Raw genomic sequence first — 20,256 nt, 5'->3', positions numbered from 1 at the left:
TGAAATTCTCTGATCGCATGTTCATGAAATAAAAGCCCCTTGATGCCTACTTCTGCGACCGCGCCGCACTCACGCGCGCCAGAATGTTAAGAATCAGCACCGCAGCGGTCAGTATCAGTGCCCCCGTCCACGCAAGCGCCACCAGATCGGGGATAAACGAATTGATGGTCATGTTCTGGTAAAGCACCATCGGCAGGTTGGGCATCTCGTTGCCCATGTTGAAAAAATTCCACTGATTGGTATTGAGCGCCGTAAAGAGCAGCGGCGCCGTCTCGCCGCTGATGCGCGCGCACCCGAGCAGGACACCGGTCGTGATCCCCGCCCGGGCACCGCTGTAGCAGACCCTGAGCACGATCAGCCAGCGATGCGCCCCCAGCGCCGCTGCCGCTTCACGCAGCGAGTTGGGCACCAAAAGCAGCATGTCCTCGGTCGAGCGAATCACGACCGGAATGATGATGACCATGAGCGCGGCCACCCCGGCCCAGCCCGAAAAGTGCCCCATCGGCAATACCACGACCGCGTAGATATACAAACCGATGATGATTGACGGCGCCGAGAGCAGCACATCGTTGATAAAGCGGATGAGATTGGCCAGCCGCGAGCGTCCACCATATTCGGCAAGCCAGGTCCCGGCGGCAATGCCGATGATGGTGCCCCCGACCGTGGCCAGCGCGGTCATGATCAGCGAGCCCAGAATGGCATTGCCCAGCCCCCCGCCGGACATGCGGGTACGCTCGGTAAACACGTCAAGTGACAGGGCCGGCAGACCCTTGGTGACCAGCGTCAAAAGGATCAGAAACAGCCAGATGACCCCGAAGGCCGAGGCCAACAGGGAGGCCGTCATGATGGTGCGATTGACCATCCGCCGGCGACGATAGACAGGATTCATGGCAGCCTCCTTCATGACGGTGTCCGTTGATTCATGCGATTAAGCATGAAGCGGGCCAGCGCCAGCACCGCAAAGGTAATCAGAAACAGAACAAGTCCCAGCAGCAAAAGCGCCGAGCGCTGCAGGCCATCGGCCTCGGAAAACTGATTGGCGATCAGGGCGGCAATCGAGGTGCCCTGGCCGGTGACGGTGGCGTTCAAAAACAGGTTATTGCCGATCACAAAGGTCACCGCCATGGTTTCGCCCAGTGCCCGACCCAGTCCGAGAATCACGCCCCCCAGTATTCCCGCCTTCACCGACGGGAAGATCACGTGACGTACGACCTCCCAGGTGGTACAGCCCAGCCCGTAGGCGGACTCGCGCATGATCGGCGGCACGGTGTTCATGACATCGCGGGTCACGGCGGTGATAAAGGGAATGATCATGATCGCCAGAATCAGCCCGGCGGTCGTCAGTCCGGTACCGGCCGGGAATACCGTCGGGAAATGGGACTGCAGAAACGGCGCCAGTACTTCCATGCCCCACATGCCGTAAATGATGGAGGGCACACCCGCCAGCAGCTCGATCATGGTGCCGATGGTGCGGCGCAGCTTTGGCGGACAGATTTCGGTAAGAAAGATCGCAATGCCCAGCGAGACCGGAATGGCGATGGCAATGGCAATCAGGGAGGTGACCAGTGTGCCGTAGATGGCCGGCAGTGCACCGAAGCGGTTGACGTTGGCCGCCCAGCGATCATCGGTAAAAAAGGAAAGCCCCAGCTCCGACAGGGCCGGCCAGCCCGCCAGCACCAGCGACCCGGTAATGGTGCCCAGCAGCAGCAGCACCACCAGTGCCGAGCCCCGGGTCGTGAGTTCGAAAATCCGGTCCACAATGCCATTGCGCCTGAGCGCGGCACGTTCGTTGGCACTTGCCGACAGCTTCTGCATCCGATTGCCCTCTGCGGCCTGTGGTGTGGCGCTGCTGCCGGTCGTCATGGATCATACCTGTGCATAAACAGTCGTGGGTTCGTCAGGTGGACAAGGGCCGGGGCACATGGCCCCGGCCCGAACATCGAATCAGCAGGGGTTACTGCTGCCATACGGCGTTGCCGCTGCTGTCCTTGATCTGCGACCAGACGTCCTGCTTGATCATGCTGACCACGTTCTCCGGCATCGGGATGTAGTCCAGCTCGGTGGCCATGTCGCCGCCGTTTTCATACGACCAGTCAAAGAAGGCGAGCGCATCACGAGCGGCCTGGGCATCCTTGACCTCGGTGTGCATGAGGATGAACGACGCCCCCACGATCGGCCAGCTCTCATCGCCCGGCTGATTGGTCAGCACCAGGTACATGCCCTCGGCATTTTCCCAGTCGGCATTGGCGGCCGCGGCCTGGAAGGAGTCGCTGTCGGCGGTCACAAAGTTGCCGGCCTGATTTTCCATCTGCGCCACGTTCAGATCGTTTTGCTCGGCGTAGGCCGATTCCACGTAACCGATGGCGCCGTTGATGCCGTTGACCTGGCTTGCCACGCCGGCATTGGCCTTGGCACCGACACCGGCAGGCCAGGCCACCGACTTGCCTTCACCGATCTCATTTTTGAACTCTTCGCTGACCTGGGCCAGATAGTGCGTGAACAAAAAGTTGGTGCCGGAGCCCTCGGCGCGATAGACCGGCGTAATCTGCGTATCGGGCAGATCGACATCGGGATTGAGCTGTGAAATGGCATCATCGTTCCAGGTCGTGATCTTGCCCTGGTAGATATCGGCCAGTGTCTGTCCGTCCAGACGCAGCGCGCCGTTGTCGACACCCTGCACGTTCACGACCGGTACCACACCGCCCATGATCTGCGGCCACTGGACCAGATTGTTCTCTTCAAGCTCTTCCGGCGTCATCGGCGCGTCACTGGCCCCGAAGGTGACCGTGCTGGCCGTGATCTGCTGAATACCGCCGCCGGAGCCGATGGCCTGATAGTTGAGGCCGTTGCCGGTCTCATCCTGATAGCCATCGGCCCACTGCGAATAGACCGGGTAGGGAAAGGTCGCACCGGCGCCGGTGATGGTAGCGGCCGAGGCGGTGGCCGCCAGCGAGGTAGCGATGAAGGCTGCAGCGACTTGCTTGATCATCAGAATTGCTCCGTTCCCTTGCGCCAGGACGCAACGAGCGTCCTGATGGTAATCATGCCGCCTCGATCAAAGCGCGGCTGCTCAATGCGACGCCAGGTTAGCAATCAAATATGTCAGTTTTATTGCAGCACTGTCATATATCGTCCATACCGCTACCGCAGCCACTGCTGCACAAGCGCCACGCAGGCCATTCCCAGCGCTGTCATCACAAGCGATCCCACAAGATGGGCGCTGATACCCGCAAATGCGCTCAGATAGCGTCCGGCCTGCAGCTGCCCCGTTATTTCCAGTGAAAAGGTCGAAAAGGTCGTCAACGCGCCCAGAAAGCCGGTCACGACAAACAACTTCCAGTGCGGACTCAGCTCCGGCAGAAGGTTAAACAGCGCAAAGGCCACCCCGATCAGCCAGCCTCCCAGCAGATTGGCCACCAGCGTGCCGGGCGGCAAAGGGGGAAACAGCGCATTGAGCGCCAGCGACAGCGCCCAGCGCAGGTTGGCACCCAGCGCAGCGCCAAGACCGATGGCAAGAATGGAAAACCACATGCGGCACTCCTCGAATCTCGATAATGTCGAGGCAGCGGTCGACAACGCCATGTCGACACGCGCCTGCGCTCGCACCCCGGGCAGGGTGCGCTGCAGGCATCATCAACCACGTCGCAACAGGACGTGATGGTTTGAAGCGGGCGCTTCGGGAGGCATGCCATCTCCGGATAAAAAGCATTGCACTCCCCCCTGCCCATGACAAGTCATGCCCTGCGACCGCCCTTCCCCTGCCCGCTGTCGATACGTTTGCGTTAACATGGCATTTTTATCCTGTTCACGGGGCGTGACCATGCCGGCAATGGGCCGTTTCAATACGCTTGAAATCCTCAGAACGTCCTCCATCGGGCTGTTTCTCGATGGCGGTGCGCTGGGCGATATTCTCCTGCCGACGCGCCAGATACCGCGGGGCACGGCCACCGAGCCCGGCGACTCGATGCGGGTATTTCTCTATCTCGACAGTGAAGACCGCCCGATTGCCACCACCGAGCGCCCCAAGATCCAGGTCGGCGAATTTGCCGCCCTGGAAGTGGCCGAGCGCACACCGGTCGGCATCTTTTTGAACTGGGGACTGCCCAAGGACCTGCTGCTGCCGCATTTTGAAGAGCGTACCAGCCGGCCGCTGCGTCAGGGCGATCGCTGCGTGGTCATCGCCTATCTCGATGATCGAACCCGGCGCATCACCGCCTCGATGCGACTCGATCGCTACCTGGATCAGGTACCGGCCGACTACGCCCGCGATGAAGAAGTCGACCTGATCATTACCGGCCCGACCGATCTGGGCTTCAATGCCATCATCAACCATCGCCACTGGGGGCTTTTGCACAAAAGCGAAGCGATTCGACCACTGCGCACGGGCACCCGGGTCAAGGGCTACATTCACCGGATACGTGACGATGGCAAGATCGATCTGAGCCTGCAGCCCCGTCGCGAAGTGCTGGCAGAACCGCTGGCCGAACAGATTCTCGAGCGGCTGCAAAAGGCCGGCGGGACGCTTGCCATCAGCGACAGGAGCGACCCGGCCCTGATCCAGCGCACCTTCGGCGTGAGCAAGGGCAACTTCAAAAAGGCCATCGGTGGGCTCTACAAGCAGGGCCTGATCACCATCGATGCCGATGGCATACGCCGGGTGGACAGATGACCGGCCCCGAACGCTGACATTTCAACAACATCACACGAACGTTCAGGAATTTTCATGCGCAAGACAACGGGCATCATCGGTACCGCAGCCGTCATCATTGTGGTGGCAGGCGCTGCAGCGCCCTGGTATACCGGCAAGCGGATCGAGCAGGAGTTTCGCCAGGGCGTCGAGCAGGTCTCTACCAGCGTTCCCATGGAAGTGACCCGGTACGACCGGGGCTGGCGCACGTCCGAGGCCGTGACCCGTGCCGTGATCGAGACCGAAGACGGCGCCTGGCCGGTCGACATCCATCACCATATTACCCACGGCCCCTGGGGATTTGGCTGGGCACACATCGACAGCACCCCCGATTTCGGCGAGCACGAACGCGTCGTGGCGCACTATTTCGGCGATCAGCCTCCGCTTGAGGCCACAACCACCGTGGGCTTTGGCAACGACATCAACATCGACTGGCAATCGCCGGCCTTTGACGACACCGACGTGCCCGAAGTGCCGGGCGCGCGGCTGGCCTGGGGCGGCATGGACGGTCACTACCGCCTTGATGGTGATCGCACCGCCTCTCGCCTGTCGATCCCGTCGCTGGATTTCCACAGCGAGGACGCCACCCTGGCCGTCCGGTCGCTCAGCATGGAAGGCAGCGGCGCCGGCGGCCCCGAGTGGCCCAACATGGACCATTTCTGGGATGGCCGCTTTAGAACCACGCTGGGTCAGCTCAACTTTCAGGATGACACCGAGGGCGTGGCCCTGAAGCTGGGTCTGGATGGCCAGGGTCAGCTGCAGGACAACGACGATGACGGCCTGTCGATGACCGGCTCCTGGCAGCTCAGCAACATGCTGCTGCAGGACCCGTCACTGACCGAGCCGCTGGTCATCAACAATGCCACCCAGACCCTGGTGCTCAAGGGGCTGCCCCGCGATGCCACGCGTCACCTGCTGATCGGCCTGTCCAATCTGGACGACTCCCTGGACGAGGATCAGATCTCAAACCAGGTGCAGCAGATGATGACCCAGTATCTGATGGCGGTTCTTCAGGGCACGCCGACGCTTGAAACCACGGTGGCCGGTCTGGACACACCGCGCGGGTCGCTGGAAGGCAAACTGGCCATCAACCTCGAACCGGGCGATGGCACCGAGCGCTCCCCCATCACGTCAGCACTGGCTCGTGCGGCCCTGACGCTGGATATGGCCTCGGATCGTACGCTGCTTGAGCGTCTGGTCACGCTGTCCGACCCGAACGCCCGGCCGGCGTCGCTGCTTGACGGGCTCGAACAGGAGGGGCTGCTGGTCCGCGACGGCGAGCGCTACCGTGTGGATGTCCGGATGGACAGCCGGGACCTTCGCGTCAACGGCGAGTCCCATCCCGAGCTCTACATGATGCTGCCACTGCTTTTGATGTCACTGAACGGCTGATCCATTCGGCCTGACGCGAGCGTCAGGCCATGGTCGCGCTGTGTCGCGTTCCGGGAGATGGCTATAGTGGGAACGCCGCCGGCGGTGAATGACCCAACCGATGCCCTGCGCAGTGTCTGCCGGGGCATCCCTTCACTTTCTGTCTACAGCGAGTCATGACGATGTCCCAGAATCCTTCTCGCCCGCTTTATATCGTGCACTCGGGGCCCACCCTGCTCGAAACGCCGCTGCTCAACAAGGACAGTGCCTTTTCGCTTGAAGAGCGCATCCAGTTCAACCTGCTGGGTCTTTTGCCGCAGAACATCGAAACCATCGAGGAGCAGGCCGAGCGCGCCTATCAGCAGTACGAACAGCAGTCCAGCGACCTGGATCGTCACATCTATCTGCGCTCGATTCAGGACAGCAACGAAACGCTGTTCTTTCGCCTGCTGGAAGACCATCTCGAAGAGATGCTGCCGATCATCTATACGCCCACCGTCGGCGAGGCGTGCCAGTCGTTTTCGCAGATCTATCGCTCTCACCGCGGCATTTTCATCTCCTATGATCACCGCGACTACATCACCGACATCCTGCACAGCGCCACCAAGGACAACGTCAAGGTGGTGGTGATCACCGACAGCGAACGCATTCTGGGGCTGGGCGATCAGGGCATCGGCGGGATGGGCATCCCGATCGGCAAGCTCTCGCTCTACACTGCCTGCGGCGGCATCAGCCCGGCCTACACCATGCCGATCGTGCTGGATGTCGGCACCAACAATCAGGACCTGCTCGACGACCCCATGTACATGGGCTGGCGCCACGAGCGCGTGACCGGCGAGGCCTACTACGAGTTCGTCGATCAGTGCATTCAGGGCATCAAGCGCCGCTGGCCCAACGCCATTATCCAGTTCGAGGATTTCGCCCAGGCTAACGCCATGCCGCTGCTGGAGCGCTATCGCGACGAGATCTGCTGCTTCAACGATGACATCCAGGGCACCGCCTCCGTGGCGCTGGGCACGCTTTTTTCGGCCTGCAAGGCCAAGGGTGAAAAGCTCTCCGAACAGCGCGTGGCCTTCGTCGGCGCCGGCTCGGCCGGCTGCGGCATCGCCGAACATATCGTGCTGGCCATGCAGGAAGAGGGAATCAGTGAGGCCGAGGCGCGCCAGCGCATCTTCATGATCGACCGCTACGGCCTTTTGACCGATGACATGAGCAACCTGGTCAACTTCCAGCGCCGACTGGTGCAAAAGCGCGCCGACATCAGCGACTGGGATACCGGAAGCGGCGACCTGGCGCTGATCGATGTGGTGCGCAATGCCAAACCCACCATCCTGATCGGTGTCTCCGGCCAGCGCGGTCTCTTTACCGAAAACGTCATCAGAACCATGCACGAGCACTGCCGCGAGCCGCTGGTCATGCCGCTGTCCAACCCGACTTCTCGCATCGAGGCCACGCCCCGCGAGATTCTCGAGTGGACCAACGGTGAAGCGCTGGTCTCCACCGGCAGCCCCTTCCAGCCGGTCAGTCTGGGCGATCGCAAGATTCCCATCGCCCAGTGCAACAACTCCTATATCTTCCCGGGTGTCGGGCTGGGCGCCATCACCGCAAAAGCCTCACGCATCACTGATGGCATGCTGATGGCCGCCTCCAGAGCACTGGCGGACTGCTCACCGGTGGCGATTGAAGGCAAGGGCGCCGTTTTGCCACCGCTGTCGGACATCCAGGAAGTAAGCCGCAAGATCGCCATCGCCGTGGCCCGGCGTGCCCAGCAGGACGGCGTGGCACTGGAAACCGATGACGACACCATTCGCCAGGCGATCGACGCCAACTTCTGGCGCCCGCGCTATCGTCAGTATCGTCGCGCCTCTTACTAGGCCGATGCATGCCGACCGCAAAAAGGGCGCCCGAAGGCGCCCTTTTTTATCCAGCCCGGCCATGACTCATGGCCGTGCCGCACTGCCCTTCACTTTGCGGCCTTCTTGCGTTTGGCCGGGAAGAAGGTGCCATTGCGCAGATCCGCCTCGATCTCCTCGAGCGAGCGCCCCTTCGTTTCCGGCACGTAGCGCACGATGAACACCAAAGCCGCAATGGTAATCAGCGCGTAGAGCCAGAAGGTGCCCGAGGTACCCAGCGCGCCGATCAGCGACAGCGTGGTCAGCGTCATCAAGAGATTAAATATCCAGTGGCTGAAGGCCCCGACACTTGCCCCTTTGCCGCGTACAAACAGCGGATAGACCTCGGCATTGATCAGCCACAGGCAGACGCCAAAACTTGAGTTGAGCGCCATGTAGATGGCCAGACACGCTACCAGAGTCCACTGCGCCGCGGTGCTTTCCGGTGAGCCGCCGATAAAAAGCGCGCCCATGACGATCAGCGCGACGGCCGAACCCGGCACCATCCACAGCAGAAAGCGCTTGCGACCGATGCGGTCAACCAGAAAGATACCCAGCACGGTGGCCAGATTGATCAGCACCGCCCCGCCCACGGCCGCCAGCACCGAGGCGCTGTCGCCAAAGCCTGCGTCACTCAGGATGGTGGGGGCATAGTAGATCAGGGCATTGTTGCCGGTGATCTGGGAAAACATCGCGATGCCAAAACCCGCAATCAGGGCCGGACGCACCCACGGGCTGAAAAGATCCTTCCATTGCCCTTCCGGCTGCGCCGAGATCTCCTTGATCTCGTCAAGCTCCTGCTGTGCGCCCTGTCTGTCGCCGCGCACGCGCTCCAGAATGCCCAGCGCCTCCTGCTCACGGTTTTTGCCCAGCAGCCAGCGCGGGCTTTCCGGCAACAGCAGCATGCCGATCATCAAAACGACCGAGGGAATGATGCCGAGCGCAAACATCCAGCGCCACTGATGGCCCAGCGCGTAGCCGGTGAGATAGGCCACCAGGATGCCAAAGACCACCATGAACTGAAACATCACCACCAGCTTGCCGCGGTGTGCCGGTGGTGTGACCTCGGCGATATAGACCGGAATGATCTGCGTGGCGCTGCCGGCAGACAGGCCCAGAATAAAGCGCGCCAGAATCAGCACGCCCACGCTGGGCGCCGCCGCCGACAGGATCGACCCGAGCGTGAACACCAGCCCGACCAGCGCAATCGACCAGCGCCGCCCGATACGATCGGAGATGGGCCCGGTGCCCAGACAGCCCACCAGCGCGCCGAGAATGATGGCGCCGGTCACGATCTGCTTGAGCGTGTCATCAAGCGCAAAATCGCGTGCCAGCCCCAGCAGAGCGACACCGATAATGCCGGTGTCGTAGCCGAACAGCAGCCCGCCCAGCGCGGCAATGATGGAGACCAGTGCCACCAGGGTTCTGCCCCGAGGCCCCTTGGGGGCGTGTCCTGCATGATGCGTCATGAACCCTCCTGAAGCTGGCTGAATCGTGTCAGCGCAATACGCAAAAAAATGCCCTGATGTTCGAGCATCAGAGCCTGAGTAGAATTGTAACCTGAAGTCATGCTGATGGAAGCCTCCACCGCCCGTCATGCTGCAGGCAAATGGTGACATCGTGTCACTTCATGTAGGCCGCTATAAAAACCGGATACGCCCGCCGTCCCAGCCGATGAGACGATCCGCCCGCGTCCGCGTCGCCTCGATACGCTCGGCGTTGGGGCGGTCGGTGCTGGCTACCCAGGCACGGGCCTCAGGCTCACTGCGCCCAAAGCGCATGTGGCGCTCGACCAGCCACTGCTCGCGCAGCTCGGTGTCGACCTCGACATACCAGACTTCATCGAGCAGTGACCTGACGCGATCCCAGGGCGTGTCGTTCATCAGCAGATAGTTGCCCTCGGTCACCACCAGCGGCGTCTGCGGTGAGACGGCGATGCTTGCCGCGATGGGCTCTTCGATCTCGCGATAAAAGCCGGGGGCATAGACCGTCTCGCCCTCTTTGGGCGTACGCAGCCGCGCCAGTAGCGAGACGTAGCCGTCCCCATCAAAGGTATCCGGCGCGCCCTTGCGCTCGGCGCGGCCCAGACGAGCCAGCTCGCGATTGGAGAGATGATAGCCATCCATCGGTACCACCTGCATCTGCTCACCCAGATGGTGCATCAATGCCTCGCTGACGCTGGACTTGCCGGCCCCCGGCGCGCCCACCAGCCCCAGCAGTGCCCGGGAACGACCAGCAGTCAGCGCCCGGGCCGCTGCAACCACTGCCTCATCGATCAAAAGACCATCAATATCGTTTTCAGACGACATCTTTTCTTCAACACCCTTGTCAGCACTTTTAAAACCCTGCACCACACAAAAAGGGCCGGCCCCCGCGGGGGCCGGCCCTTTAACGAAAGGCGCGCTATTTACAGACGCTTTTCGATCAGACCTTCCAGCTTTTCCTGATCGTCGGCAAACTTGCTGATGCCTTCAGCCAGCTTTTCGTTGGCCATGGGATCCTGATTGTGCTGCCAGCGGAACTCGGCTTCGGTCATTTTCTCGACCTTCTTGTCGCCGGCGCCGGTATCGGTCACCTTGCGTTCGGCCTCGCCTTCGGTGTTGGCCAGCTCTTCGAGCAGATCGGGCGAAATGGTCAGGCGATTGCAGCCGGCCAGTGCCAGCACCTGATCGGTATTACGGAAACTCGCACCCATGACCACGGTGTCGTAGCCATAGTTGCTGGCGTAATCGCACACGCCGCGCACGAACTTCACGCCCGGGTCTTCATCGGGGCTGTAGCTTTCAACGCCGTCACGCTTTTTGTACCAGTCGGTGACACGGCCCACGAAGGGCGAGATCAGAAACACACCGGCTTCAAAGCAGGCGCGCGCTTGCGCATCGCTGAACAAGAGTGTGAGGTTGCAGTTGATGCCTTCGCTTTGAAGCTGCTCGGCGGCGCGAATGCCTTCCCAGGTAGAGGCGAGCTTGATCAGGATGCGGTCGCGATCCACGCCGACCTTTTTGTAGAGATCAACCAGCTTGCGTGCCTTCTCGACGCTGCCTTCGCGGTCAAACGACAGCTTGGACGCCACCTCAGTGGAGACAAGGCCCGGCACCAGCTTGGTGATCTCGGTGCCCACGACCACGGACAGGCGGTCCACGGCGTGCTCGAGGCGTTCTTCACGGCTCTGGCCTTCGGTCTCTTTTTTGACCTCGGCAAGCGTTTTGTCGATCAGCTCCTGATAGCCCTCCAGATCGAAGGCCTTGAGCAGCAGCGACGGATTGGTAGTGGAGTCATGGGGCTGATATTTCTTGATCGCTTCCAGATCACCGGTATCGGCGACGACCTTGGAAATCGCCTTGAGGGACTCAAGCTGAGTTGCCATGTATCACTCCATCGAATCGATTGGGGCCAGCCGAGGACAAGACATCGACTGACCGCGATATTCATGCAGGGACGGCTCGTGACCGTCTGCGACGAAAATTCTACCGTGTCAGAGCTTCAGGATAGCGATTTTTTAGCATTTCGACATAGTCTGCATAGACATCTGCATAGCGCGATACGTTATCCCTGTCAGGAGATGTGAGGGTTGATCGGTCAATATCAACCGCATGACGGCAGATATCACTCAGTGCCGTCTTGCGCCCCTGCATGTATTCATCGCACCACTGTGCCTGCAGCGCACCGCCCAGCGCGGCTGCTTCCCGAACCACCGGACAGACCAGTTCCACGTTCATGATATCGGCAATCATCTGTCGCCAGACGCCGCTGTTGGCGCCGCCGCCGACCAGACGCAGCTGATCGGGGCGGATATCGAACGCCGCCAGCAGATCCAGCCCATAGCGCAGCCCGAAGCTGGCCCCTTCCATGACCGCTCGACAGAGGTTGTCTGCCGAAAAGTTGTGGGCCGAAAGCCCCATAAAGCTGCCGGTCGCCTCCGGCAGCATCGGCACACGTTCGCCGTTGAAAAACGGCAGCACCCGAACACCCTCGGCGCCGATGGGCGCGCGCGCTACGGCATCATTAAAGGATCTGACGTCATGGCCCAGCACGCGACCGAGCTGACTGGTGGCCGAGGTCACGTTCATGGTGCAGATCAGCGGCAGCCAGCCGCCGTGACTGGCGCAGAAATTCGCCACCAGCCCGTTATCGGTAATCGCCGGCTGGCTGGCGCTGGCATAGATGGTGCCTGAGGTACCCAGACTCATGGTGACCGCACCGGCCTGGATATTGCCGGTGCCGATCGCCCCCATCATGTTGTCGCCGCCGCCGGCCGAGACGATCACGCTACTGCCCAGACCCAGGCGGTGTGCGACCTCACGGCGCACGGTGCCGGCCGGCTGATGCGGCTCGATCAGCCGCGGCAGTACGCGCTCCGGGTCAAGCTCGGGCGCCACGTGTGAAAAGGCTTCGAGATGCCAGCAGCGTTTTCGAGTATCAAACCAGCCGGTTCCCGAGGCGTCACCGTATTCGGCCGTGTACTCACCGGTGAGATAGAAATTGAGATAGTCGTGCGGCAGCAGAATATGGGCGATGCGCTCATAGGCGTCGCGATGATGGCGGCGCAACCACATCACCTTGGAGGCGGTGTAGCCGGTCTGGGGCACGACCCCCAGTGCGTCCAGACAGCCCTTCTCACCGCCGAGCGCCTCGATGTACTCGGCATTTTCTGCAAAGGATTCGGTATCGTTCCAGAGCTTGCCCGGATAGACCGGTACGCCCTGATCATCAAGGGCCACCATGCCGTGCTGCTGCCCGGAAATACCGATGCCGCGAATCGCACCGGCATCGATGCCGGCGGCCTCAATGGCCTGCTGAAACGCCGCTTCAAACGCCTTGATCCACCACTCGGGGTTTTGCTCGCGGCGACCGCTTTCACGACTGATCAGCTCGTGTGCCTGCTGCCCCTCGCCGATGATGACGCCGTTTTGCGCATCCAGCACCACCACCTTGGTACTTTGTGTCCCGCAGTCCACGCCGATATACATGGGCTCTTCCTTTCGAGAATGCTGTCGTGCCAGTGCGTTAACGCACCGACTCTACCGTGGCCCGGGCGCCCTGTCGGTGCAGACGCGCCAGTGCTTCGGTGTAGGCCTCGACAAAGCGCTCGTTGTCGACCAGATCACCGAAGACTTCCCGGTTTTCGATAAAGGCCAGCGGGTTATCGCGATTGTGCTGGGCGATCTCGTGAAGTTCCTCCTTCATGCGGTCCACGATCTCGATCGGCTCGCCCTGTTCATCCGCGCCTTCGGCGTAGCGGGCCCAGCTCGCCACCACGGCCGCCGAGCGCTTGATTTCGCCGTCACGCTCAAGCTGCTCGCGGATGACCGGCAACAGCCACTTAGGAATGCGATCGGAGCTTTCAGCGCAGAGTCTGGCCAGCGTGTCGCGTATCTCGGGATTGGCAAAGCGCTCGATCAGGGTACGACGATAGTCGTCGAGATCGACCCCGGGTACGGGCGAGAGCGTCGGCGTGCCCTCCTCGACCATGTAGTTGAGCAAAAAGTCGGCATACAGCTCGTCCTGACAGACCTCGTGGGCATAGCGGTAGCCGTCGAGATAGCCGAAATAGGTCAGCGCCTGATGGCTGGCGTTCAAAAGGCGCAGCTTCATCAGCTCATAGGGCATGACGTCATCAACCACCTGCACGCCGACCTCGTCATAGGCCGGGCGGCCCATGTTGAAATGATCCTCCAGCACCCACTGGGTGAAGGGCTCGCACACCACCGGCCAGCCATCCTCGATGCCAAAGCGCTTTTTGATCTCGGCGCGGTCCTCGTCGGTGGTGACCGGCGTGATGCGATCCACCATCGAGTTGGGAAAGTGCACCTCTTGTTCGATCCAGTCACCCAGCTCGGGGTCACGACGCCGGGCAAAGGCCACAAAGGACTCTTTTGCCACATCGCCGTTGCCCTGGATGTTGTCGCACGACATGATCGTAAAGGGTGTCAGCCCCTTCTCACGTCGGCGCGCCAGCGCCTCGACGATCAGACCAAAGAAGGTCTTCGGCGTGGCATCGGCGTCCAGGTCATGTCGCACGTCGGGGTTGTCGAAATTGAACTCGCCGGTGACATGATGGAAGTTGTAGCCGCCTTCGGTCACGGTCAGCGATACAATGCGGGTCGTCTCGGCGGCCAGGCGCTCGATCAGCATTTCCGGGTCATCCGGGGCGTAGAGATAGTCGACGATCGAGCCGATCATCCGCGGTTTCCACTGCCCATCGGGATGCTTGAGCACCAGGGTGTAGAGGCCGTCCTGCGCCTTGAGCACCTCCTGCATGCGGCGATCGCCGGGCATCACACCCACCCCACAGATGCCGAAATCCAGTGCCTTGCCCTCATTCATCAGCTCATCGAGATACATGGCCTGATGGGCGCGATGAAAGCCGCCGACACCGAAGTGGAAGATGCCGACGCTGACATCGTCACGGTTGTAGCGAGGCCGTGCCACCGCCTCGCCCAGCTGATCGAGATTGTCTGCCTTCAGCGCTGTCATGTCCTCACTCCCCGTGTTGTCGACCGCTTGAGCGGCCCGGTACTGTCATTGCGCCATTGCCTGAGACGATGCCGCGGTGGCGACCGCCTCAAGCCCCAGTGCCTCGTCACTGTCGATATCAAAAAGATGGACATGATCCGGATCAAAGGCCAGTGCCAGTGTGTCACCGATCTCTACATCGAGATGCGCTGCCAACTGCGCCGTGATAAGCGTCTCGGCCACCCGGACCTGGGCCATGGTGACCGGCCCCAGCGGCTCGATGACCTCGATCACGCCTTCCAGCCGGCCGCTGCCGCTGGCGGCCTCGACCTGATGCAGATGCTCGGGGCGAATCCCCAGCCAGCATCGCGGACGCTGGCCGGCATCGCCCAGTGCCGCCTGCTGACGCGACCCCAGCGGGCATGAAAAGCCCTCGCCCCGGAGTGTATCGCCCTGGTAATCGGCCTGCAGGAAGTTCATCGACGGCGTGCCGATAAAGCCCGCCACGAAGCGATTGACCGGCCGCTCGTAGAGATTATAGGGCGTGTCCACCTGTTGAATTCGGCCATCACGCATGACCACGATGCGCTGACCCATGGTCATGGCCTCGGTCTGATCATGGGTCACGTAAAACGTGGTCACGCCCAGCCGCCGGTGCAGCCGCGTGATTTCGGCGCGCATTTCGACGCGCAGCCGCGCATCCAGGTTGGACAGCGGCTCATCCATCAAAAAGACCTGCGGCTGACGCACCAGCGCTCGGCCCAGCGCCACGCGCTGGCGCTGCCCACCAGAGAGCGCTCGCGGCTTGCGATCCAGCAGATGCTCGATATCCAGGATTCTGGCCGCTTCCTGCACGCGTTTTTTAACCTCGTCCTTCGGCGTTTTCTTGAGCTCGAGTGCGAAGGCCATGTTGTGATAGACGCTCATGTGCGGGTAAAGCGCGTAGCTCTGGAACACCATGGCAATGTCACGGTCACGCGGCTCGACGGCGCTGACGTCCTGACCGTTGATGCGTATTTCGCCGGCGGTATTGTGCTCAAGCCCTGCGATCATGCGCATGGTGGTGGACTTGCCGCAGCCCGACGGCCCGACCAGCACCACGAATTCGCCATCCCTTGTGGTCAGGTTGAAATCCTCGACCGCATTGGCGTGCTCACCGCCCTTCTTGCCCGGCACGCTGTCGTAGCGCTTGGCCACACCCTTGAGTTCTACAATCGCCATGAAAGCTCTTCCTTTTTCAGGCACAGCCATCCGGCTGCGCAGATCGAGTCACTGCGCCTATTTGACGGCGCCAAAGGTCAGTCCGCGTACCATCTGGCGCTGGGCAAACCAGCCCAGTACCACGATGGGGGCAATGGTCAGCACCGAGGCGGCCGACAGTCGTGCCCAGAAAAGCCCTTCACCGCTTTTGAACGAGGCCGTGTACACGGCAAGCGTGGCGGCGTGGTAATCGGTCATGGTCAGACTCCAGAACGATTCGTTCCAGGCCAGAATCAGCGCCAGAAGCCCCGTCGAGGCCAGCCCCGGCAGCGCCAGCGGCAGAATCACGCGAAACATGGTCTGCGCCGTACTGGCACCATCAATGCTGGCCGCCTCGACGATATCCACCGGGATATCGCGAAAATACGAGTACACCATCCACACCATGATGGGCAGGTTCATCGAGGTAAACAGCATCGTCAGGCCCAGCCGGGTATCCAGCAGTCCCAGCGAGCGATAGACCAGAAAGACCGGGATCAGCACGCCCACCGCCGGGATGAACTTGGTCGACACCATCCACACCAGCGTGAAGTCGGTCCGCTTTGACGGGTAAAACGCCATGGCATACGCCGCCGGAATGGCGAGTGCCAGCCCCACCAGCGTCGAGCCCAGCGCGGTGATCACCGAGTTCAGCGCGTAGTGCCAGTAGCCGCTGCCCTGGGCCAGCGCACTGCGAAAGCTGTCCAGCGTGGGTGAAAAGATGAAGGTCGGCGTCATGCTGAAGGCGGTCTGCTCGGTCTTGAGCGCCGTCAACACCACCCAGAGGATGGGGAAAAACATCGTGATACCGACCAGCCAGGCCAAAAGCGTCAGCGCCGTGCCGCCGGCGCCGCTTTTGCGCCCGGGCGTTTGATCAATCCTGGAGGTCGTCATCGTTGGCTCCCCGCGTTGAGGTTACCGGCCACGAACCGGATCAGGAATATGGCGAAGATGTTGGCCAGAATGACGGCCCCTACGGCCGCCGCCGAGGAGAGCCCGATGTCATACTGGAAAAAGGCACTCAAATAGATGTAATACGGCAGGTTGGTGGTCGCCGTGCCGGGGCCGCCGCTGGTGGTGGCATAGATCTCGGCAAAGGAGGTCAGAAAGAAGATGCTCTCCAGCATGATCACCACATAGAGCACCTGCCCCAGATGCGGCAGCACGATGTGGCGAAACTCCTGCCAGCGATTGGCACCGTCCAGGCGCACGGCCTCGAGCTGATCCTCCGGCAGCGACTGCAGTCCGGTCAGCAGAATCAGCAGCGCAAAGGGCGTCCACTCCCAGCTGATCATCATCACCACCGACAACAGGGGATAGCTTGACAGCCACTGCACCGGCTCAAGGCCCACCGAGCGCATCACCCAGGAAAAAAGCCCGTAGACCGGGTCCAGCAGCATGTATTTCCAGATCAGACCGGTGACGACCGGCATGACAAAAAATGGCGAGATGGCCAGCGTTCGCGCGATACCACGCCCCACAAAGGTGCGATTGAACAACAGCGCCAGCGCCAGCCCCGCGACCACCGTCACCAGCAGGCAGGTCGCCACCAGCAGCAATGTATTGATCAGCGCATCCCAAAACACGGGGTCGGTAAAGAGCAGTTCATAGCTTAAAAACCCGGCGAAGCCGCGCATATCCGGCATCATCAGGTTGTAGTCCTGAAACGAGTAGTACAGCGTCATCGCCAGCGGGACAATCATCCAGACCAGCAGAAACAGCACGGATGGCGCCATCAGCCGCTTGGTCGGCGCACGTCGCCTGGGTGACGCGTTCGTGGGGGGAGCACTCATGTCACGGGCCTCACAGGGCAGAAGTCATCAGCGAAGGTGACCACGCGGGAGAGCCCCGCGTGGTCGCACTGGTTACCGACGGTCAATGACCGTTGATTCGTCGACTACTTCGCCACCTCGGCGCGACGCATCAGCCGCTCGGTAAAGGCCTGAGCCTGATCAAGCCCCTGATCCACGCTGGTCTGACCGCTCAGGATACCGGCCATGATCTGACCGACCCGCGTACCGATGGCCTGAAACTGCGGGATGCTGATGAACTGAATACCGGTATAGGGCACCGGCTCGGCGGTCGGATTTTCGGGATCGGCACTGGCGATGGCTTCCTCGACCAGACCGGCGAAGGGCGCCACCTCCTGATAGCCCTGGCTTTCGTAGGTCGATTCACGCGTGCCGGGCGGCACGGACAGCCAGCCGTGGGCATCGGCCACGCTCTGGATGTAATCGGCAGACGTTGCCCAGTCAACGAAGGTCTGGGCAGCCTCCGGATTGTTCGCCGACTCCGGCACGGCCAGCGCCCAGGCATACAGCCAGCTCGAGCCGGCCTCGGTGGTTTCATGCGGTGCCTGAGCGAAACCGACGTGCTCGTGTACCTTCGAGTTGTCGGGGTTGGAGAGGTAGCCGGCGGCCACCGTCGAGTCGACCCACATGCCGCACTGACCGTTGGCAAAAAGTGTTTCGGACTCGGTAAAGCCGTTGGACGTCGAGCCCGGCGGGCCGTACTGCGTCAGCAGGGTCTTGTAGGCGTTGGCGGCATTTTTCCACTCCTGAGAGGTCAGCTGTGCCTCCCACTGCTCGTTGAACCAGCGCCCGCCGAAACTGTTCACCATGGTGCTGAAAAGGGCCATGTTTTCGCCCCAGCCGGGCAAACCGCGCAGACAGATACCGTAGACGCCGTTTTTGGGGTCATGAATCTTCTGGGCGAAGTCCTGCATCTGGCTCCAGGTCGGGTGATCGGGCATCTCGATGTCGGCTTTCTCGAACAGATCCTTGCGGTAGTAGGTCATCGAGGATTCAGCATAAAACGGCAGGGCGTAGAGCTTGTCGTCAAAGGAGAGGCCCTGACGCACGCTGGGAATCAGATCGTCGACCTGATAACTCTCCGGCAGCTGGTCCATCGCCTTGAGCCAGCCGTTTTTGGCCCAGATCGGCGTTTCATAGTTGCTCACGGTAATGACGTCATACTGACCGCCGCCGCTTGAAATGTCGGTGGTGATCTTCTGGCGCAGCTCGTTTTCGGCCAGCGTGACGTAATTGACCCGAATATCGGGATGCGCCTCGTTAAAGGCTTTGGTCATCTTCTGCATGGTGACCATGTCGGGGTTATTCACTGTGGCCACCGTAATGGTGGTCTGCGCGTGGGCGACCCCGACGCTTCCAAGCCCTGCCAACAGCATGATCCATGACGTTTTCATTGTAATGTCTACCCTGGTCATTGATGGATTTCCCGTGGCGGAAAATCGCTTCACTGCGACACACCGACCTGTTCTTTATTGTCATTTGGTGTCATTCGCATCATTGCCACATCGTTAAGCAGTAATGCATTTCAGGCAAGCAGGTCGCTTTTTAAATAAACCAGCAAAAACAAACAATTAAAAAAACATGGACCAATTGATAGGCTTGGGTAGAAAAACAACATCACCATCGACCGACGAATGTCTCCCCCACCCGGGGCAACTTTCAGGCGGCAAAAATGACAAAAAATGATAGATAGCAGTATCGGCCGCACGAAAACGCAGTGCCTGCGACGGCCCTTTTGAACGGATACCCGACAACGCCATGGCGAAGCCCATATCAACTGGCAGGGTGCGGTTAAAGGATGTCGCCATCGCCGCCGGCGTCAGCCCGATTACCGTCTCGCGTGCCTTTAGCGCGCCCCACCAGCTGCATCCGCAGACACGTCAGCATGTGCTGGAAACCGCCCGCGACATGGGCTATTTACCGCGCCCGCGCCAGCCCGTTGAGCCCGCAGCCGGGCCCCGACGCTGCGTCATTGGCGTTATCAATCCGCAGCTCGACAACCCCTTTTTCCATGAGCTGGCATGCGCTTTGGCGCAACTTGGCCAGGCGCGTCAAATGGATGTGCTGATCATGGACTCCCGCGACTCATCGGTTCAGGAAGCGGCGGCCGTCGACCGGCTGATTGCCTGCGGTGTGGACGCCATCATCCTGACCGTCATCTCTGCTGACAGGCGCTACCGGCCAGGCTATTTCGAGCGTCTGGAAAAGGCAGGCATTGCGGTTATCCTGATGGACCGCGAGGTAACGGCGCCCCATCACGGCGGCGTGTATATCGACAATCTCGACTGCGGCTATCAGGCCGGGCTATGGATGCGCCAACAGCCGGTCGAGCGGCTTTTGATCCTGTCTGGGCCGTCGGAGTCGATGATCACGATCGGGCGGGTATCGGGCATTCGTGAAGCGCTGGCCGGCAGCGCCATCAGCCTTGAAGTGCACTACGGCGGTTTTTCCATGGCACCCACCGAGCGCTTTCTGGATGAGCGGCTCGACCGGCCTTCGCTGCCTGACGCCCTGATCGGCATCAACAATCAGATCACGCTGGGCATTCTGACCGCCTATCGCCGGGCCCGGCTGGCGCTGCCCGAACACGCCGGCGGGCCACGCCTTTTGTGTATCGACGGCATTCGGCATGCCGAACTGCTGGATGTGGCCATCCCCTCGATTCGCCATGACCTGGTGACCATGGCCACCCAGGCCATGGATCTGGTCGAGGATGCCCTGCACGCCGGCAGCCGCCAGGGCACCCGCCAGATCGTGCGAAGCCGGCTTCAGCTGCCCGACGACCGCGCCTGAGCGCTAC

Annotated in this window: 17 protein-coding genes and 1 riboswitch; of the genes, 4 read left to right on the top strand and 13 right to left on the bottom strand. The window is 61.3% G+C overall.

Annotated features, from left to right (window positions below; all coding sequences use genetic code 11):
* Nucleotides 1–46: 46 nt before the first annotated feature.
* The 4 genes from pstA to crcB all read right to left on the bottom strand — a co-directional run bounded on the left by pstA (nt 47) and on the right by crcB (nt 3,531).
* A complete protein-coding gene (gene pstA, locus ACXMYO_RS00480; RefSeq protein WP_438766052.1) occupies nt 47–889 on the bottom strand; it encodes a phosphate ABC transporter permease PstA in 843 nt (280 codons plus the stop codon).
* An 11-nt stretch (nt 890–900) separates the two neighbouring features.
* The gene (gene pstC / locus ACXMYO_RS00475) at nt 901–1,863 is read right to left on the bottom strand and encodes a phosphate ABC transporter permease subunit PstC (protein ID WP_438766051.1); all 963 of its coding nucleotides are present in this window, start codon (nt 1,861–1,863) and stop codon (nt 901–903) included.
* Between the two features lie 91 nt (nt 1,864–1,954).
* The gene (pstS, locus tag ACXMYO_RS00470; RefSeq protein WP_438766050.1) at nt 1,955–2,989 is read right to left on the bottom strand and encodes a phosphate ABC transporter substrate-binding protein PstS; all 1,035 of its coding nucleotides are present in this window, start codon (nt 2,987–2,989) and stop codon (nt 1,955–1,957) included.
* A 152-nt stretch (nt 2,990–3,141) separates the two neighbouring features.
* On the bottom strand, nt 3,142–3,531 hold the full coding sequence (gene crcB / locus ACXMYO_RS00465; protein WP_438766049.1) for a fluoride efflux transporter CrcB: 390 nt from the start codon (nt 3,529–3,531) through the stop codon (nt 3,142–3,144).
* A gap of 86 nt (nt 3,532–3,617) precedes the next feature.
* Nucleotides 3,618–3,705, bottom strand: a riboswitch (Fluoride riboswitch).
* 82 nt (nt 3,706–3,787) lie between these two features.
* Here crcB and ACXMYO_RS00460 point away from each other — a divergent pair.
* The 3 genes from ACXMYO_RS00460 to ACXMYO_RS00450 all read left to right on the top strand — a co-directional run bounded on the left by ACXMYO_RS00460 (nt 3,788) and on the right by ACXMYO_RS00450 (nt 7,932).
* Complete coding sequence (locus tag ACXMYO_RS00460; RefSeq protein ID WP_457807461.1) at nt 3,788–4,669, top strand: CvfB family protein; 882 nt, start codon at nt 3,788–3,790, stop codon at nt 4,667–4,669.
* Between the two features lie 54 nt (nt 4,670–4,723).
* The gene (locus ACXMYO_RS00455; protein WP_457807460.1) at nt 4,724–6,079 is read left to right on the top strand and encodes a YdgA family protein; all 1,356 of its coding nucleotides are present in this window, start codon (nt 4,724–4,726) and stop codon (nt 6,077–6,079) included.
* Between the two features lie 161 nt (nt 6,080–6,240).
* Entirely contained in the window at nt 6,241–7,932 is a 1,692-nt protein-coding gene (locus ACXMYO_RS00450) for an oxaloacetate-decarboxylating malate dehydrogenase (RefSeq protein ID WP_438766045.1), read from the top strand.
* 89 nt (nt 7,933–8,021) lie between these two features.
* Here the strand turns inward: ACXMYO_RS00450 and ACXMYO_RS00445 are convergent, their stop codons facing one another.
* The 9 genes from ACXMYO_RS00445 to ACXMYO_RS00405 form a co-directional block, all read right to left on the bottom strand.
* Nucleotides 8,022–9,419, bottom strand: coding sequence for a sugar porter family MFS transporter (locus ACXMYO_RS00445; protein ID WP_457807459.1), 1,398 nt, complete (start codon nt 9,417–9,419; stop codon nt 8,022–8,024).
* 171 nt (nt 9,420–9,590) lie between these two features.
* Nucleotides 9,591–10,259: a nucleoside/nucleotide kinase family protein gene (locus ACXMYO_RS00440; RefSeq protein WP_457807458.1), complete on the bottom strand. Its 669-nt coding sequence runs from the start codon at nt 10,257–10,259 to the stop codon at nt 9,591–9,593.
* 98 nt (nt 10,260–10,357) lie between these two features.
* Nucleotides 10,358–11,317: a transaldolase gene (gene tal, locus ACXMYO_RS00435; RefSeq protein ID WP_457807457.1), complete on the bottom strand. Its 960-nt coding sequence runs from the start codon at nt 11,315–11,317 to the stop codon at nt 10,358–10,360.
* Nucleotides 11,318–11,417: 100 nt separating this feature from the next.
* Nucleotides 11,418–12,920 carry a xylulokinase gene (xylB, locus tag ACXMYO_RS00430; protein WP_457807456.1) on the bottom strand — a complete coding sequence of 501 codons (1,503 nt, stop codon included), beginning with the start codon at nt 12,918–12,920 and terminating at the stop codon, nt 11,418–11,420.
* A 37-nt stretch (nt 12,921–12,957) separates the two neighbouring features.
* Nucleotides 12,958–14,427 carry a mannitol dehydrogenase family protein gene (locus tag ACXMYO_RS00425; protein WP_457807455.1) on the bottom strand — a complete coding sequence of 490 codons (1,470 nt, stop codon included), beginning with the start codon at nt 14,425–14,427 and terminating at the stop codon, nt 12,958–12,960.
* 45 nt (nt 14,428–14,472) lie between these two features.
* A complete protein-coding gene (locus tag ACXMYO_RS00420; RefSeq protein WP_438766037.1) occupies nt 14,473–15,627 on the bottom strand; it encodes a sn-glycerol-3-phosphate ABC transporter ATP-binding protein UgpC in 1,155 nt (384 codons plus the stop codon).
* 57 nt (nt 15,628–15,684) lie between these two features.
* Nucleotides 15,685–16,539, bottom strand: a complete 855-nt coding sequence (locus ACXMYO_RS00415; RefSeq protein ID WP_457807454.1) for a carbohydrate ABC transporter permease — start codon at nt 16,537–16,539, stop codon at nt 15,685–15,687.
* Nucleotides 16,536–17,438 (bottom strand): ABC transporter permease subunit, encoded by a 903-nt coding sequence (locus tag ACXMYO_RS00410; protein WP_438766034.1) that lies wholly within the window; start codon nt 17,436–17,438, stop codon nt 16,536–16,538. The genes ACXMYO_RS00415 and ACXMYO_RS00410 overlap by 4 nt, the downstream gene beginning before the upstream one ends.
* Nucleotides 17,439–17,542: 104 nt before the next feature.
* A complete protein-coding gene (locus tag ACXMYO_RS00405) occupies nt 17,543–18,850 on the bottom strand; it encodes an ABC transporter substrate-binding protein (protein ID WP_457807453.1) in 1,308 nt (435 codons plus the stop codon).
* Between the two features lie 364 nt (nt 18,851–19,214).
* On the opposite strand from ACXMYO_RS00405, the gene ACXMYO_RS00400 reads away from it, so the two are divergent.
* Entirely contained in the window at nt 19,215–20,249 is a 1,035-nt protein-coding gene (locus tag ACXMYO_RS00400) for a LacI family DNA-binding transcriptional regulator (protein ID WP_457807452.1), read from the top strand.
* Nucleotides 20,250–20,256: the final 7 nt, after the last annotated feature.

This window comes from Kushneria sp. EE4 (assembly GCF_977968315.1).
Note: the sequence above shows the minus strand (reverse complement) of the source record. Positions and strands in the feature narration are given on the sequence as shown.

Excerpts from the sequence above, each read along its gene's own strand:
- pstA (WP_438766052.1), bottom strand. The coding sequence starts at position 889 with ATGAATCCTGTCTATCGTCGCCGGCGGATGGTCAATCGCACCATCATG.
- pstC (WP_438766051.1), bottom strand. The coding sequence starts at position 1,863 with ATGACGACCGGCAGCAGCGCCACACCACAGGCCGCAGAGGGCAATCGG.
- pstS (WP_438766050.1), bottom strand. The coding sequence starts at position 2,989 with ATGATCAAGCAAGTCGCTGCAGCCTTCATCGCTACCTCGCTGGCGGCC.
- crcB (WP_438766049.1), bottom strand. The coding sequence starts at position 3,531 with ATGTGGTTTTCCATTCTTGCCATCGGTCTTGGCGCTGCGCTGGGTGCC.
- ACXMYO_RS00460 (WP_457807461.1), top strand. The coding sequence starts at position 3,788 with ATGGCATTTTTATCCTGTTCACGGGGCGTGACCATGCCGGCAATGGGC.
- ACXMYO_RS00455 (WP_457807460.1), top strand. The coding sequence starts at position 4,724 with ATGCGCAAGACAACGGGCATCATCGGTACCGCAGCCGTCATCATTGTG.
- ACXMYO_RS00450 (WP_438766045.1), top strand. The coding sequence starts at position 6,241 with ATGTCCCAGAATCCTTCTCGCCCGCTTTATATCGTGCACTCGGGGCCC.
- ACXMYO_RS00445 (WP_457807459.1), bottom strand. The coding sequence starts at position 9,419 with ATGACGCATCATGCAGGACACGCCCCCAAGGGGCCTCGGGGCAGAACC.
- ACXMYO_RS00440 (WP_457807458.1), bottom strand. The coding sequence starts at position 10,259 with ATGTCGTCTGAAAACGATATTGATGGTCTTTTGATCGATGAGGCAGTG.
- tal (WP_457807457.1), bottom strand. The coding sequence starts at position 11,317 with ATGGCAACTCAGCTTGAGTCCCTCAAGGCGATTTCCAAGGTCGTCGCC.
- xylB (WP_457807456.1), bottom strand. The coding sequence starts at position 12,920 with ATGTATATCGGCGTGGACTGCGGGACACAAAGTACCAAGGTGGTGGTG.
- ACXMYO_RS00425 (WP_457807455.1), bottom strand. The coding sequence starts at position 14,427 with ATGACAGCGCTGAAGGCAGACAATCTCGATCAGCTGGGCGAGGCGGTG.
- ACXMYO_RS00420 (WP_438766037.1), bottom strand. The coding sequence starts at position 15,627 with ATGGCGATTGTAGAACTCAAGGGTGTGGCCAAGCGCTACGACAGCGTG.
- ACXMYO_RS00415 (WP_457807454.1), bottom strand. The coding sequence starts at position 16,539 with ATGACGACCTCCAGGATTGATCAAACGCCCGGGCGCAAAAGCGGCGCC.
- ACXMYO_RS00410 (WP_438766034.1), bottom strand. The coding sequence starts at position 17,438 with ATGAGTGCTCCCCCCACGAACGCGTCACCCAGGCGACGTGCGCCGACC.
- ACXMYO_RS00405 (WP_457807453.1), bottom strand. The coding sequence starts at position 18,850 with ATGAAAACGTCATGGATCATGCTGTTGGCAGGGCTTGGAAGCGTCGGG.
- ACXMYO_RS00400 (WP_457807452.1), top strand. The coding sequence starts at position 19,215 with ATGGCGAAGCCCATATCAACTGGCAGGGTGCGGTTAAAGGATGTCGCC.